This is a genomic window from Stenotrophomonas maltophilia group sp. SKK55 (assembly GCF_057179845.1).
The window spans coordinates 74,715-88,955 of the sequence record NZ_JBXUHP010000003.1; the positions used below are offsets into that span (position 1 = coordinate 74,715).

General features: G+C 68.0%; 13 protein-coding genes. 6 read left to right on the forward strand and 7 right to left on the reverse strand.

The genetic code is table 11. The features are described from left to right. Nucleotides 1–29: 29 nt before the first annotated feature. Nucleotides 30–959 (forward strand): oxygenase MpaB family protein, encoded by a 930-nt coding sequence (locus tag AC2A1N_RS01835; protein ID WP_061478623.1) that lies wholly within the window; start codon nt 30–32, stop codon nt 957–959. Nucleotides 960–1,067: 108 nt separating this feature from the next. Here the strand turns inward: AC2A1N_RS01835 and AC2A1N_RS01840 are convergent, their stop codons facing one another. Then, a complete protein-coding gene (locus AC2A1N_RS01840) occupies nt 1,068–3,179 on the reverse strand; it encodes a M13 family metallopeptidase (protein WP_242893467.1) in 2,112 nt (703 codons plus the stop codon). 176 nt (nt 3,180–3,355) lie between these two features. Here AC2A1N_RS01840 and AC2A1N_RS01845 point away from each other — a divergent pair, with 176 nt between their 5' ends. Then, the gene (locus AC2A1N_RS01845) at nt 3,356–6,418 is read left to right on the forward strand and encodes a bifunctional diguanylate cyclase/phosphodiesterase (RefSeq protein WP_242893469.1); all 3,063 of its coding nucleotides are present in this window, start codon (nt 3,356–3,358) and stop codon (nt 6,416–6,418) included. Between the two features lie 37 nt (nt 6,419–6,455). On the opposite strand, the gene AC2A1N_RS01850 is transcribed toward AC2A1N_RS01845, so the two are convergent. Further along, nucleotides 6,456–7,337, reverse strand: coding sequence for a LysR family transcriptional regulator (locus AC2A1N_RS01850; protein ID WP_061478626.1), 882 nt, complete (start codon nt 7,335–7,337; stop codon nt 6,456–6,458). Between the two features lie 96 nt (nt 7,338–7,433). Between AC2A1N_RS01850 and AC2A1N_RS01855 the strand changes: the two genes are divergently transcribed. From AC2A1N_RS01855 to AC2A1N_RS01865, 3 genes are all read left to right on the forward strand, one after another. After that, on the forward strand, nt 7,434–7,844 hold the full coding sequence (locus AC2A1N_RS01855; protein WP_061478627.1) for a DoxX family protein: 411 nt from the start codon (nt 7,434–7,436) through the stop codon (nt 7,842–7,844). A 31-nt stretch (nt 7,845–7,875) separates the two neighbouring features. Further along, nucleotides 7,876–8,664 (forward strand): dioxygenase family protein, encoded by a 789-nt coding sequence (locus tag AC2A1N_RS01860; protein WP_484371357.1) that lies wholly within the window; start codon nt 7,876–7,878, stop codon nt 8,662–8,664. Nucleotides 8,665–8,781: 117 nt separating this feature from the next. Continuing rightward, a complete protein-coding gene (locus AC2A1N_RS01865) occupies nt 8,782–10,431 on the forward strand; it encodes a Na+/H+ antiporter (protein WP_061478629.1) in 1,650 nt (549 codons plus the stop codon). A 148-nt stretch (nt 10,432–10,579) separates the two neighbouring features. Here the strand turns inward: AC2A1N_RS01865 and AC2A1N_RS01870 are convergent, their stop codons facing one another. After that, nucleotides 10,580–10,828, reverse strand: coding sequence for a DUF3297 family protein (locus AC2A1N_RS01870; RefSeq protein ID WP_005415112.1), 249 nt, complete (start codon nt 10,826–10,828; stop codon nt 10,580–10,582). Nucleotides 10,829–10,918: 90 nt separating this feature from the next. On the opposite strand from AC2A1N_RS01870, the gene AC2A1N_RS01875 reads away from it, so the two are divergent. Then, nucleotides 10,919–11,461, forward strand: a complete 543-nt coding sequence (locus AC2A1N_RS01875; RefSeq protein ID WP_061478630.1) for a DUF6630 family protein — start codon at nt 10,919–10,921, stop codon at nt 11,459–11,461. Between the two features lie 94 nt (nt 11,462–11,555). On the opposite strand, the gene AC2A1N_RS01880 is transcribed toward AC2A1N_RS01875, so the two are convergent. From AC2A1N_RS01880 to motA, 4 genes are all read right to left on the reverse strand, one after another. Next, nucleotides 11,556–11,831 (reverse strand): DUF4031 domain-containing protein, encoded by a 276-nt coding sequence (locus AC2A1N_RS01880; RefSeq protein ID WP_061478631.1) that lies wholly within the window; start codon nt 11,829–11,831, stop codon nt 11,556–11,558. Nucleotides 11,832–11,844: 13 nt separating this feature from the next. Next, nucleotides 11,845–12,339 (reverse strand): hypothetical protein, encoded by a 495-nt coding sequence (locus AC2A1N_RS01885; protein ID WP_065179270.1) that lies wholly within the window; start codon nt 12,337–12,339, stop codon nt 11,845–11,847. 97 nt (nt 12,340–12,436) lie between these two features. Then, nucleotides 12,437–13,375: a flagellar motor protein MotB gene (motB, locus tag AC2A1N_RS01890; RefSeq protein ID WP_484371360.1), complete on the reverse strand. Its 939-nt coding sequence runs from the start codon at nt 13,373–13,375 to the stop codon at nt 12,437–12,439. A gap of 3 nt (nt 13,376–13,378) precedes the next feature. Then, a complete protein-coding gene (motA, locus tag AC2A1N_RS01895; protein WP_005407915.1) occupies nt 13,379–14,233 on the reverse strand; it encodes a flagellar motor stator protein MotA in 855 nt (284 codons plus the stop codon). Between the last annotated feature and the right edge of the window lie 8 nt (nt 14,234–14,241).

A 14,241-nucleotide genomic window follows, 5' to 3' on the forward strand; every position in this document is an offset into this window, starting at 1 on the left:
ACTGTTCTTCCGCCTCTCCTGGACCTGTGATGCCGGCTTTGCTGCAGCGACTCTCCCGCCCCGTCACGGCGCCGATCCGACGCTGGGTACTGGACGCCTTCCCGCGCGGCCAGAGTGGTATCGACTACGACCATCCGCAGGGCGACCCGGGCTGGTTCGGCCCGGACAGCGTCACCTGGCGGCTGCACGCCGAATTTCCCTCGATGCTCGCCGGTGGCCTGTGCGCGCTGATGCTGCAGACCCTGCACCCACGTGCGCTGGCCGGGGTCTATGACCACTCCAATTTCCGCCAGGACCTGGTGGGTCGGCTGCGCCGCACCACGGCCTTCGTTGCCGGCACCAGCTATGCGCCCAGCGGCGAGGTGGAGGCGCTGGTGGCCAGGGTGCGCCGCATCCATGCGCAGATCCGCGGCCAGACCGCGCAGGGCGAGCCTTACGCCGCCGACGATCCGCAGTTGCTGACCTGGGTGCACGTTACCGAAGCCTTCGGTTTCCTGCAGGGGTTCCGACGCTACGGGCGCGAGGTGCCGGCGCACATCGCCGATCGCTATTACGACGAGTACCGTTGCGTGGCCGAGGCACTGGGCGCGGTGGATGTGCCGCGCAGCGAAGCGGAAGTGGCGGCGTACTTCTGTGCACGTCAGCCGGAGCTGCGTGTGGATGAGCGCTCGCGCGAGGTGCTGGAGGTGCTGTCCGGCGTGCGCCTGCCGGTACCGGTGCCGGGGCTGTCGCGCGAGGTGTTCCTCGGTGCGGGCGCGGCGCTGCTGCCGGACTGGGCCGAAGGCATGCTTGCACGCAGTGGCCGTCAGCGCGCCCAGGCTGCGGCGTCTGCGAAGCTGATGCAGGGCATGGCGCCGCTGTTCCGCCGTGCGCTGCCCGACGGCTTGGCCAGCCGCGCCTGTGCACGCATGGGCGCGCCGGTGGAGATCCTGTGCGAGTGGCCCGCGGTTGCCTGGTAGGTGCCAACCTTGGTTGGCACGCTTTTCGCGGTGCCGCGGAAGCGCCAACCAAGGTTGGCAGCTACCCGCAAGTGAAACGGGCGCCTTGCGGCGCCCGTTCCGGTTACATCACCACACCTTGACCCGCTTGTCCGGGGCCAGGTACAGCTTCTGGCCTTCCTTCACCTCGAACGCCGGGTACCAGGCGTCGATGTTGCGCACGGTCAGTGCGCGGAACTGGCCCGGTGCATGCACATCGGTCAGCAGCGAGTTGCGCAGCGCCTGCTCGCGGCTCTTGCTGCGCCACGCCTGGGCGAAGCCGAGGAAGAAGCGCTGGTCCGGGGTAAAGCCTTCCAGGGTCTGGCCCGGCTTGCCCTGCAGCGACAGCTGGTAGGCATCGTAGGCGGTGCCCAGGCCGGCCACGTCGGCGATGTTCTCGCCTAGGGTCAGCTTGCCGTTCACATGCACGCCCGGGAACGGCTCGTAGCTGCTGAACTGCGCGGCCAGCGCATCACCGGCGGCGTTGAACTGCTTCAGGTCCTCGGCGGTCCACCAGTTGTGCAGCTTGCCGGTTTCATCGAACAGCGCACCGGCGTTGTCGAAGCCATGGCTGATCTCGTGGCCGATCACCGCGCCGATCGCACCGTAGTTCACCGCGTCGTCGGCGGCGCCGTCGAAGAACGGCGGCTGCAGGATCGCGGCCGGGAACACCAGGCGATTCTCCAGCGGTACGTTCATCGCGTTGATGGTCTGCGGCAGCATCGCCCACTCGCTGTGGTCGACCGGCTTGCCCAGCTTGGCGATGTTGCGCTGGTACTCGAACAGCTCGGCGCGCTGCGCATTGCCCAGCGGGTCATCACGGCGGATCTCAAGGCCAGTGTAGTCGCGCCACTTTTCCGGATAGCCCATGCCCACGGTCAGGCCGGCCACCTTCGCCTTGGCGCTCGCCTTGGTCTGCGGCGACATCCACGACAGCGCGTCGATGCGCTTGGCGAAGGCGGCAATGATGTTCTTTGCCATCTCGTCCGCGCGTTCCTTGGTCTTCGCGTCGAAGTGCTTCTCGACATAGCGCTTGCCGATGGCTTCGCCGACGGCATGGTTGGCATCGTCCACGGCGCGCTTCCAGCGGTCGCTCTGCTGCGGCGTGCCGCTCAGCGCGGTGCCATGGAAGGCGAAGCGGGCATCGGCGAACTTCTTCGGCAGGTAGGCGGCGGCACGGTCCAGCGCGTGGAAGGCCAGGTAGTCCTTCCACACCTCCAGTGGCTCGGTGGCGACCAGCCTGGACAGGCCGGCCACGGCCTTGGGCTGCCACACGATGAAGTCCTGCTGATTGCCCAGCGCGGCCGCGTCAAGGAAGGCGTTCCAGTCCATGCCCGGCGCCTTGGCGTTGAAGTCGGCCTGGGTCCACGGATTGGCACCCTTGGTCACATCATTGGTTTCTTCCTGGGTGGCATGCGCCTGCGCGATCTTCGTCTCCAGCGCCAGGATGCGTTGTGCCTTGCCGGCCGGATCGGCCACACCGGCCAGCTGCAGCATCTGCGCGATGTAGGCCTGGTACTGCTTGCGCAGCTCGGCCATGCGGCCGCCGCCCAGGTAGAAATCGCGGTCAGGCATGCCCAGCCCGCCCTGCACCAGGTACGGCGCGGTGCGGTCCGGCTGCAGCAGGTCCACCGACACCCACAGGCCGAACAGGCGGTCGGTGTAGAAGTTGGTGGCATTGAGCAGGTCGACGTCGGCGCGCAGGTCGCCGCCGAGGGCGCGGGCCAGGCCGGCCTTGTCGGCGATCGCATCGATCGCCTTCAGCTGCGGCTCCACGGGTGCAACGCCGCGCTGCTCGATGCCGGCTTCGTCCATGTAGGCAGCGTAGTAGTCGCCGATCAGCTTGTCGTCACCGCTGGCCTTGGTGTTGCCCGCCGCCCCTTCAAGGATGGCGCGGGTATCGGCCAGGGTCTTCTCGGCAATGACGTTGAAGCTGCCGAAGCGCGAGCGGTCGGCCGGAATCTCGGTGTTCTTCACCCAGGCGCCATTGGCGAAGCCGAAGAAGTCGTCGCCGGCGGCGATGCTGCGATCCATGCCGCTGGCATCGAAGCCGAAACTGCCCAGCATCGGCTTGGCCGCAGCGGGGGCGGCATCGGCCGGCGCGGTGGCACCGGCGGCCGGTTCGGCCGGGCGGTCACAGGCGGCCAGGGACAGGCTGGCAACGATGGCCAGCGCCAGGGTGGGACGGCGCAGCTTGGACATGGACTTCTCTTGCAGCGGAAAACCCCAAGTCTAATCCGCTCCGGCGCCACTGGCCGCGTCCTTGCGCCGCCCGTCCTGTGCAGGATCTGGCTGAACGCGCAGACGCGATCTTCACGCCGTCACCGGGGTGGTGCATGCTGGACCCTGGAGCCCTGCGCGGACACGGGGAGGTGGCCATGCGGGGGCGGGTCAGGCGTCAAGAATGGCGTCCACCGGCCGTTGAGGTCGGGGACGTGGAGGATTCGTTCGCGCATGAAGCCAGCCGACTGCACAAGGAACACCCGCCGATGCCCGCGCTGAAACGCGCGTTGGCCCGCCCGCTGCGCGCCATTACCTGGGGCGGAGTGCTGCTGGGCGTGCTGCTGGTAACCGGCCTGACCCTCATGCTGGTCAATGACTACCACCGCCGCCTGGAAGCGGCACAGCGGCAGAGCCGGGCGCTGGCGGTGGGCAGCGAGCGCCTGCTGGCGCTGGAACTGCGCAACCTGGAGCGCGCCATGTCCGGCATCGCGGCCGACGCCGCCGAGCTGTTCCGCAGCGTGCCGGCGCAGGCGCCGGCCTTGATGGATGCCTCCATCGGCGGGGTGCTGGGCCGGCATGCCGAACTGCACAGCATCGCCGTGCTCGACCGCCATGGCCGACCGTTGACGGCCGGCGAGGGCGACCTGCAGCTGCCGCTGTGGACCGACCCGCAGCGTCGTGGCCAGGGCAGCGCCCTGTACATCGGCCCGCCGCAGCGGGCCAGCGATGGCGGTTGGGTGGTGCCGTTGGCGCTGCCGATGGCCGGCGAACGCTGGCTGCTGGCACGGCTGCGCTGTGGCGAACTGCAACGCATCGTCGGCGGCCTCGATGTCGGCCCCAACGGACTGGTCTCGATCAGCGATGCCGAGGGTTACATGCTGGCCCGCGTGCCTGATCCGCACGGCACGGTGGGCCGCCGCTACGGCCTGCCGCGCCGTGACCTGCTCGGCACGCAGGCGGTGGTCGAGCTGGGCAGCGTGCCGGGTGTGGTCGACGGCGTACCGCGCATCATGACCATCAGCACGCTGGAACACAGCCCGCTGGCGGTGCAGGTCGGCCTGGCCGACGAAGACGTACTGGCGCCGTGGTGGCCGTACCTGCAGGCGTCGGTGGCGATCGTACTGGCTTACATCGCGGTGTTGCTGGTGCTGCTGTACGCCGTGCGGCGCAGCACCCGCAGCCAGCAGGCGATGGCCGAGGAGCTGAAAACAGGCCACGCGGAGCTGCGTCTTGCGCACCAGGTCGGTCGTGTCTGTACCTGGTATGTGGATGAGGACGCCGCATTGCTGCGCTGGTCGCCGCTGGCGCGCGAGATCTTTGGCGTGCAGACCGATGCGCTGCCGGTGGCCGATTTCTTCGCACGCGTGCACCGCGACGATGCCGCGCGCCTGCAGCATGCCTTTGACCAGGCATTCGCCGGCGGCGCCGTGCTCGACCAGGTGTTCCGCCTGGTATTGCCCGGGGGCGAGGTGCGCTGGGTGGGCGCGCGTGGGCAGCGGGTGGAAGTGGCCGACAGCGAGCGGCGCATGATCGGCGCGCTGACCGACCTGAGCGAGCGTTACCAGGCGCGCGAGCAGGTGAGCGAAGTGGAACGGCGCTTCCGGCTGCTGTTCGACCGCAATCCTGCACCGTTCTGGGTGTTCGACCCGGATACGCTGCGCTTCATCGAGGTCAACGACGCTGCGGTGCGCCAGTACGGCTACAGCCGCGACGAGTTCCTGGCGATGAGCATCCTCGACATCCGCCCGCGCGAAGGCTGGGACGAAGTGCGTGGTGCCATCCAGCGCGCACAGGTGGGCGATCCTCCGGACGCGACCGTGCGCCTGCACCGGCGCAAGGACGGTAGTGTGTTCGAGGTGCGCGCACACCTGTCCAAACTCGATTTCGATGGACAGCCGGCGTGCCTCGTGCTGGCCGAGGATGTGAGCGAACGGCTGGCCTACGAGCGTGACCTGGCCTATCGGGCACGGCACAACCCGGCCACTGGCCTGCTCAACGTGCGCGCCCTGACCGAACAGCTGGACGAGCAGCAGCAGGGCTACACCATCGCCTTCGTGCAGTTGCGTGGCCTGCAGCTTGTGGCCGATACGCTGGGCCGCGAGATCGGCGATGCGGTGCTGCAGTCGATGGCGACCCGGCTCGGTGGACTGGGGGCGCGTTGCGGCACGCTGGCATTCCAGCCGGCGGAAGACTTCGTGTTCGCGATCGGGGCCGAGCACGATACCCAGCGCGTGCTGGATGACCTGCTGCAGATCGTGTCAGCGCCGATGCGTGGCAAGGATTCACTGCACCAGTTCGAACCGCGCATCGGTGTGGCCGTGCACACTGCCGGCGACGGCCACAGCGCCGAGCAGGTGATCGGCATGGCCGCACAGGCCGCGCACGCGGCGCGTGCCGAGGGCAACGTGGTGGTCTGGTTCGATGCGGCAGTGACCACGCGGCTGGCCGACCGCCTGCGCCTGGCCGGGCGCATCCACGCCGCCATCGACAACGAGTTCCAGCTGTACTTCCAGCCGATCCGGCACGCCAGCGATGGCAGCCCGGCCGCGCTGGAGGCCCTGCTGCGCTGGCCGCAGGCCGATGGCAGCTTCATCCCGCCCAACGAGTTCATCCAGCTGTGCGAGGACACCGGGTTGATCCTGGCACTGGGCCGCTGGGTGATCCGCGCTGCGGCGAAGGCACAGCGCCGGTTGGTCGAGGCCGGTTGGGGCGAGCTGCCGATCGCGGTCAACGTGTCGGCAGTGCAGTTCTTCAACAGCGACCTGGTGGCCGAATTCACCCGCGTCCAGCAGGAGTTCGGACTGGCCCGCGGCGCACTGCACGTGGAGCTGACCGAGAGCAGCCTGATGCGCAAGCCGGCGCAGGCGATGCAGACCATGCAACGCCTGCACGAGCAGGGCATCAGCGTGTCGCTGGACGATTTCGGCACCGGCTATTCCAGCATGTCCTACCTGCAGCACCTGCCGCTGGACATCCTGAAGATCGATCGCAGTTTCGTCGCCGACGTGGAAACCAACCCACGCAATGCCTCGATCTGCCGCGCGCTGTTGTCGCTGGGGCACAGCATGGGCCTGACCATCATCGCCGAGGGCGTGGAAACGCCGGGGCAGCTGGACTGGCTGGCCGCGCACGGCTGTGACCAGGTGCAGGGCTATCTGCTGGGGCGGCCGGCGCCGCTGGAGCGGATCATCGACGCGCTGGATGAAGTCCCTGCCTGATCGGGGCTTCGTATTTGCCGGCCAGCGCGAGACTCGGCTACACCCCGGCCTCCACCAGGTGGTCGATGAAACTGCGCACCTTCGGCGCCAGGTGGCTACGGCTGGCATACACCGCGAAGATGCCGATCGGCGAGGCCTCCCATTCCGGTAGCACGCGCACCAGGCGGCCATCGGCCAGCGCGTCTTCCAGCAGGAAGTCGGGTTGCAGGATCACCCCCATGCCGGCGATCGCCGCTTCGCGCAGCACGTCGCCGTTGTTGGCGTGCAGCAGGCTGTTCACCGCCACCTTCACTTCACCGCCGGGTCCCTGCAGCGGCCAGTGGTCGCCAGCGGCCCAGTAGCTGTAGCTCAGGCACGCGTGATTCTGCAGGTCCTGCGGCGTCTGTGGGGTACCGCGTGCAGCCAGGTAGGACGGCGCCGCGCACAGGCTCACCCGCGATTCGCCCAGCCGGCGCGCGATCAGCGCCGGGCTCGGCTCGCGGGTGATGCGGATGGCCACGTCGTAGCCTTCCTCGACCATGTCCACCAGGCGGTCGGACAGGGCCAGGTCCAGTTCCACCTGCGGGAAGCGCTCGCGGTAGCTGGCCAGCAACGGGCCAAGGCGGGCGATGCCCCAGCTGACCGGTGCGTTGATGCGCAGCGTGCCGGAGGGTTCCAGCGCCTGCGCGCCGATGCTGGCCTCCAGCGCGTCGAACTCGGCCAGCAGGCGCACGCACTGGGCGTAATAGGCGGCGCCGGTGCTGGTGGGGCTGACCCGCCGCGTGGTGCGGTGGAGCAGGCGGGTGGACAGGCGCTTTTCCAGTGCCGCGACCTGGCGGGTGACGCCGGCGGTCGACATGTCCAGGGCGTGTGCCGCGGCACTGAAGCCGTTGCGCTCGACCACCGCTACGAACACGCGCATCGCCTCGAGGGTGTCCATTGTTGCGTCTTCTGAAATAAATACGGTCAAGCGATCGTATTTATCGGCTCGTAAAGGCGCAATAACCTGTCTCCACTCCCTTCAAGGTGCTTTGCCATGCACACCACGACCGCTCCTGTCTCGCCGCTGGCCCCGTACGGTGCCACCCTGCTGCGCCTGGCCCTGGGCGTGCTGTTCCTGGTCCATGCGCTGATCAAGCTGCTGGTATTCACCCCGGCCGGTACGGCGGCATTTTTCGAATCGCTGGGCCTGCCCGGCGTGCTGGCTTACCTCACCATCGGCGCCGAGCTGGTGATCACCACTGCGCTGCTGCTGGGCATCTACGCGCGCTGGGTGGGCCTGGCCGGCGTCCCGTTGCTGCTGGGCACCATCGTCACCGTGCACGGCGCCAACGGCTTCGGTTTCGCCAATGCCGGCGGCGGCTGGGAATACCCGGCGTTCTGGGCGCTGGCGCTGGTGGTGCTGTTCCTGGTCGGCGATGGCAAGTGGACCCTGCGCTCGCGCTGATCGCCGCCTGACCCTGCAACCGGAGGATTCCATGTCCCGCCTGCCTTCGCTGTACATCTCCCATGGTTCGCCGATGACCGCCCTGCATCCGGGCCAGGTCGGCGTGCGCCTGGCCGAGCTGGCGCAGGATCTGCCAACCCCGCGCGCCATCGTGATGGCCTCGGCGCACTGGCTGGGCCGGCAGCCGCAGGTCGGCGCGCATCCGCAGCCGCCGACGATCCATGACTTCGGCGGCTTCCCGCGCGCACTGTTCGAACTGCAGTACCCGGCGCCGGGCGATTCGGCGCTGGCCGAAGAAGTGGCCGGCCGCATCGCCGCTGCCGGCCTGCCGGTGGCGCTCGACCCTCAGCGTGGCCTCGACCATGGCGCGTGGGTGCCGCTGCGGCTGCTGCGCCCGCAAGCCGACATCCCGGTGGTGCCGCTGTCGATCCAGCCGCTGCTCGGCCCCGGGCACCAGTTCGCGCTGGGCCGCGCGCTGGCGCCACTGCGAGAGCAGGGCGTGCTGCTGGTCGGCTCGGGCAGCATCACCCACAACCTGCACGACTGGGGCGACTACCAGGACGGCAAGGAAGCGCCGTACGTGCGGCCCTTCATCGAGTGGGTCGAGCAGCGCCTGGCCGCCGATGATCGCCAGGCCCTGTTCGACTACCGCCGGCAGGCGCCGTTCGCCGACCGCGCGCACCCGACCGACGAGCACCTGCTGCCGCTGTTCTTCGCGATGGGCGCAGCCGGCGAGGACAGCTTCGGTGCGCGGCGCATCGATGCCGGCATCGACGCCGGCTTCCTCGCCATGGACCTGTACCGCTTCGACGGGGCATGAGCCGGGGCTGACGCGCGACCGCCCCGGCCGTCGCGCTCATGGCCGCATGTGGTAGTTTTTTCCGGGTTTCCGGCGCTGGCCTTCGAGCCTCCCCGCGCGCCGCTTCCTGGAAGAAGCATGCATACCATTGAAGTCGTCCTGGCGATGCTGGTGGCCGTTGTCGCCAGCGGCTACCTGGTTCGCGTCCTCCCGTTCTCGTTGCCGCTGCCGCTGGTGCAGATCGGCCTGGGCGCGGTCATCGCCGGGGTGTTCAACCGCGGCCACGCGCTGGAGCCGGAAGTGTTCTTCCTGCTGTTCCTGCCGCCGCTGCTGTTCCTTGATGGCTGGCGCATCCCCAAGCAGGGCCTGTTCCGCGACAAGGGCGCGATCCTCGAACTGGCGTTCGGCCTGGTGGTGTTCACCGTCATCGGTGCCGGCCTGCTGATCCACTGGATGATTCCGGTGATGCCGCTGGCGGTGTGCTTCGCGCTGGCCGCCATCGTCTCGCCGACCGATCCGGTGGCGGTCGGCGCGATCGCTTCCAAGGCACCGATTCCCAAGCGACTGATGCACATCCTGGAAGGCGAGTCGCTGCTCAACGATGCGTCCGGCCTGGTCTGCTTCCGCTTCGCGGTGGCGGCGGTGATGACCGGTTCCTTCTCGCTGGCCACGGCCTCGCTGACCTTCGTGTGGGTGGCGGTGGCCGGCCTGGCCGTGGGCGTGGCGGTTACCCTCGGCGTGTCCACGTTCCAGCGCTGGCTGTGGCGCCGCTTCGGCGAGGAACCGGGTGCGGCGATGCTGGTCAACCTGCTGATCCCGTTCGCGGCCTATCTGCTGGCCGAAGAGATCCATGCCTCGGGCATCCTGGCTGCCGTGGCGGCCGGCATCGCGATGAGCTACGTCGAGCTGACCGGCCGTGTCTCCGGCAGCATGCGCGTACAGCGCGCGGGCGTCTGGAACATGCTGCAGTTCAGCTTCAACGGCATCATGTTCGTGCTGCTGGGCGAGCAGCTGCCCGGCATCGTCGAACGCGCCACAACCACCATGAACGAGTCCGGCCACCAGAGTGCATGGTGGCTGCTGGTGTACGTGGTGGTGATCAACCTGGCGCTGATCCTGTTGCGCCTGCTGTGGGTATGGCTGTCGCTGCGCTGGAACCTGCTGCGTGCACGTCGCCGAGGCCTGGAACGCGGCGAGGCACCGAACTGGCGCATCGTGGTGGCGACCTCGGTGGCCGGCGTGCGCGGCGCGATCACCCTGGCCGGCGTGCTGACCCTGCCGTTGTTCCTGCCTGATGGCAGCGCGTTCCCGGCGCGCGACCTGGTGATCTTCCTGGCCGCGGCGGTGATCCTGTTCTCGCTGGTCGGCGCCAGCGTGGCGCTGCCGCAGCTGCTGAAGGGCCTGCAGCTGCCGGCCGATTCGGGCGAGCGCAAGGAAGAGGACCTGGCACGCCGGCTGTCGTCCAAGGCCGCGCTGGCCGGGGTCGAGCGCATGCGCCAGCAGCTGGTGATGAACCAGAACACCGAGAACGTGCAGCTGTACAACGACGCCGCCTCGCGGGTCAGCCTGCTGTACCAGCGCCACCTGGAGAAGGACAGCGACGGGCCCGATGTGGACCCGGAGAAGGTGCGGCGCATGGAACTGGGCTACCGCCAGCTGCGCAGCGCCGGCCTCAATGCCGAGCGCGAGGAACTGTTCCGGTTGACCCGGCGCGGGGTGATCTCCGACGAGATCTCGCGGCGCCTGATCCGCAACCTGGACCTGCTGGAATCGCGCAAGCGCGAATGACGCCTGGGACCGGGCGTTGCAGACGCTGACGCGGATTCCGCCCTGGCATGTAGAGCCGAGCCCATGCTCGGCTGCGCTTGCTTCAGGCGTCATGAACCCGGAACGAAAAGCAGCCGAGCACAGGCTCGGCTCTACATGCCGGTGCCGGTTATTCCGGCTTCTGGTCCAGGAAATACACCTCGACCTTGCCCTTGACCTTGATGGTCATCGGGTTGCCACGGCGGTCGCGGGCCTTGCCGGCCTGCACGCGGATCCAGCCTTCGCTGACCGAGTATTCCTCGACGTTGTCGCGCTCGACGTCGTTGAAACGCACGCCGACGCCGCGCTCCAGCGCCTGTGCATCATGGAAGGGGCTGGCCGGGTTGATCGCCAGGTGGTCGGGAGGGGTATCGCTCATCGCTTCATTCACAGTGACGGCCACCAAGGCCGGCTTCAGCGGCACAGGATAAACCGTAGAATGCCGGCCTGCCCCAGAGGACGTTCCGCCATGCCCGACAACAGCGACTATTTCGACTTCGAGGAAGACATCCACGACTTCGACGAGGATGGATTCGAGGCGCGGGTCTGGAACCTGCTGGTGCTGATCAACCCGGGCGACGAAGAGTTGGCCCTGCAGCAGTTCAACCGCTGGCGCGAGCACCTGTCCGAGGACGGGCAGCCGCTGGAAGCGGACAGCGACTGGCTGCCGGCGCTGTTCACCGCCATCGCCTGGCAGTCCGGTTTCGATGTGGAGCGCGACGACCTGGAATCGCTGCAGTCGGCGGTCAACGAGCTGTCGGCGCGCTTCAACCTGCAGCTGGACTGGGGTGGCGACCTGGACGACGAGGACTTTGCCGAAGGCCTGGACGGCGTGCAGCTGATGGCCACCGCCTTCGACCGCCTGCGCGAGCACAACTACACGCTGTGGAGCGTGGATGCCGGCAGCGACGGCTTCACCGGGGTGATGGCGCTGACCCGTGACGACGACGCGATGCTGGCGCTGTGCTCGCTGCTGAACGTGGAAATCCGCCTGGGCAGCGACCCGTTCTGATCGGGCCTGTAGAGCCGAGCCCGCGCTCGGCTGCAGTCCGCGAAGAGCAGCCGAGCATCGGCCCGGCTCTACAGGAGGCAAACGGCAGCCGAGCCTATGGCCGGTATTGCGCCCGGGCGTTGGCGATCACCGCCTTGACCAGTTCGCGCTCGGTGTGCCGGGAAATCGCTCGCGCGCCAAGCGCGATCGCCTGCGCGCGCAGCTCGACCGTGACATCGTAATGGGCACCGCTGGCCTTGTTCTGGAAGGCCCGCGGGGGGATGCCGAGCTGCGCCGCCATCGCGTGCAGCTCGGCCAGGGTGTCGGCCATCAGGTGCGCCCAGCGCTGTCCGCGCCAGGGATGCACCGCGTCATCGACGTAGACCGTCACCGCCGCGGCCGGTTCAGGCCTGCGGCTTGCTGTCGCTGTCAGCGGCCGGGCTGGCCTCGGCGTCGGCAGCAGCTTCAACCACATCGCCTTCGGCGGCCTCAGTGGCTTCTTCGCCTTCTTCGGCTTCCACGGTCTCGAACTCGGACACCAGCTTGTCCAGATACTCGTCAGCGGTCTGGCCGGATTCAGCGGCCAGGGTGTCCAGCAGCTTCTGCAGCAGCTCGGAATACTCCAGGTTGACCTTGCGGCCTTCCTTTTCCTGCACGTTGGACAGGTGCTTGAGCATGGCCAGCATCGGCACCGGGTTCTCGGCGTTGCCCATGGTCTGGCCACCGATGGCCAGCAGCCATTCGCGGCCCTGCAGGCCGATGGCGGCGACCACCTGGCCGTCTTCGTTGGTCAGCACGGCATGGTTCTGCACCTGCTGCTGGGCATTCAGGCGCAGGAACGGGCGCTTGCCCTGCTGCTTCTTGCGCTTGTCGCGCTTGGCCTTGGAGTTCTGGGACATGGGGTGGGGTCACCTGGAAACGGAAAGACCGCCATTGTAGCGGCCGCACGCAGGTGGGGTCAGATCCCTTTCCAGGGGAAAGGGATCTGACCCCGGTTCAGTGCGCCTCACCCTGCGCGGCCTGCACGTCGGGGTCAGCGGCAGGTGCCGACAGCCCGACCTGCGGGCCGGCGCCGGCCAGAGCGGCCGCTTCGGCGGCCTGGGTCATCACCACGATGCTGATGCGGCGGTTGATCGGGTTCTGCGGGTCGGCCTTGTCGAACAGCACCGATGAAGACAGGCCGACCACGCGGGTGATCTTGTTGTCCTCCAGGCCGCCGTCCACCAGCGCGCGGCGGGCGGCATTGGCACGATCGGCGCTCAGTTCCCAGTTACCGTAGCCACGTGCAGCCGAATAGGCGGTGATGTCGGTGTGGCCGGTCAGGCTGATCCGGTTCGGCACGTGGTTCAGGTAGTTGGCCAGCTCGTGCAGGATCTGCTGCGTGTACGGTTTCAGCGTGGCGCTGCCGAGGTCGAACATCGGCCGGTTCTGCTTGTCCACGATCTGGATGCGCAGGCCTTCCGGGGTCAGGTCCAGCAGCAGCTGGTCCTTGAACGGCTCCAGCGCCTGGCTCTTGCTGATCGCCTCCTGCAGTTCCTTCATCAGCGCTTCCAGCTGCTGCTTGTCGCGCTGCTGCTGGTCCACCGGCTGCGGTACCGCTTCCTTCTGGTTCTGGAACGGGTCGTTGCTGCTGCCACGCGAGATGTCGGTGGCACCCCCCAGCTTGATCATCGAGGTGCTGGCGCCGCCCGGGCCGGCCATGCCGGGCGCCGGCGTGGCGTTCTGCCCACTGAGCGGGCTGGGGTTGCGGAAGTACTCGGAAATGGCCGCACGGTCGTTCTTGTTGGTGGTGGCCATCAGCCACAGCACCAGGAAGAACGCCATCATCGCGGTCACGAAGTCGGCATAGGCCACCTTCCACGAACCACCATGATGGGCGGCGTGGCCGGCCTTCCTGACCCGGCGGACGATGACGGTGGGCTTGGTCTCGGCCATGGCTTACTTGACCGTCTTCAGGTGCTGCTCGAAATCGGAGAAGGCCGGGCGCACGTTCGACGGCAGCGTCTTGCGGGCAAATTCCAACGCGATCTTCGGGTTGTAGCCGCGCAGGCAGGCCAGCAGGGCGGTCTTGACCGATTCGTAGATGCGGCTGTCCTGCTCGGCGCGGGCCTCCATCGCCGCTGCCATCGGGCCGACGAAGCCGTAGCCAAGCAGGATGCCCAGGAAGGTGCCGACCAGCGCACCGGCCACGTGGCCACCGACCTCGACGATGTCGCCGCCGATCGAACCCATGGTGATGACGATGCCCAGCACCGCGGCCACGATGCCGAAACCGGGCAGCCCGTCGGCGACCTTGGTCAGCACCTGTGAGGGTGCCATGGCCTCGGCGTGGTGCTTTTCCAGCTCCAGTTCCAGCAGCGGCTCCAGCTCATGCGGCTCGATGTTGCTGCCGATCATCAGGCGCAGGCAGTCGGTGATGAAGTCGATCAGGTGGTGGTCGGCCTGCACCTTGGGGTAATTGCCGAACAGCGCGCTTTCGGCCGGGCGCTCGACATGGTCTTCCAACGCCATGAAGCCCTCGCGGCGGGCCTTGTTGAGCAGTTCATAGAGCAGGCTGAGCACATCAATGTAGTCCTGCTGCTTGTAGCGCGGGCCCTTGAACACACCCACCATAGCCTGCAGGGTCTGCTTGACCGTCTTGGCCGGGGTACCGACCAGGAAGGCGCCGAGCGCGGCGCCGCCGATGATGACCAGCTCATAGGGCTGCCAGAGGGCACCCAGGCGGCCGTGGGCACCGAGGTAGCCCCCGATCACGCTGATGATGACGACCAGGAATCCAACGATGATGAGCATGGGGTGAC

Coding starts and splice junctions, on each gene's coding strand:
- AC2A1N_RS01865 (WP_061478629.1), top strand. CDS start 8,782: ATGCATACCATTGAAGTCGTCCTGGCGATGCTGGTGGCCGTTGTCGCC.
- AC2A1N_RS01855 (WP_061478627.1), top strand. CDS start 7,434: ATGCACACCACGACCGCTCCTGTCTCGCCGCTGGCCCCGTACGGTGCC.
- AC2A1N_RS01840 (WP_242893467.1), bottom strand. CDS start 3,179: ATGTCCAAGCTGCGCCGTCCCACCCTGGCGCTGGCCATCGTTGCCAGC.
- AC2A1N_RS01860 (WP_484371357.1), top strand. CDS start 7,876: ATGTCCCGCCTGCCTTCGCTGTACATCTCCCATGGTTCGCCGATGACC.
- AC2A1N_RS01845 (WP_242893469.1), top strand. CDS start 3,356: ATGCGGGGGCGGGTCAGGCGTCAAGAATGGCGTCCACCGGCCGTTGAG.
- AC2A1N_RS01885 (WP_065179270.1), bottom strand. CDS start 12,339: ATGTCCCAGAACTCCAAGGCCAAGCGCGACAAGCGCAAGAAGCAGCAG.
- AC2A1N_RS01850 (WP_061478626.1), bottom strand. CDS start 7,337: ATGGACACCCTCGAGGCGATGCGCGTGTTCGTAGCGGTGGTCGAGCGC.
- AC2A1N_RS01835 (WP_061478623.1), top strand. CDS start 30: ATGCCGGCTTTGCTGCAGCGACTCTCCCGCCCCGTCACGGCGCCGATC.
- motA (WP_005407915.1), bottom strand. CDS start 14,233: ATGCTCATCATCGTTGGATTCCTGGTCGTCATCATCAGCGTGATCGGG.
- motB (WP_484371360.1), bottom strand. CDS start 13,375: ATGGCCGAGACCAAGCCCACCGTCATCGTCCGCCGGGTCAGGAAGGCC.
- AC2A1N_RS01870 (WP_005415112.1), bottom strand. CDS start 10,828: ATGAGCGATACCCCTCCCGACCACCTGGCGATCAACCCGGCCAGCCCC.
- AC2A1N_RS01875 (WP_061478630.1), top strand. CDS start 10,919: ATGCCCGACAACAGCGACTATTTCGACTTCGAGGAAGACATCCACGAC.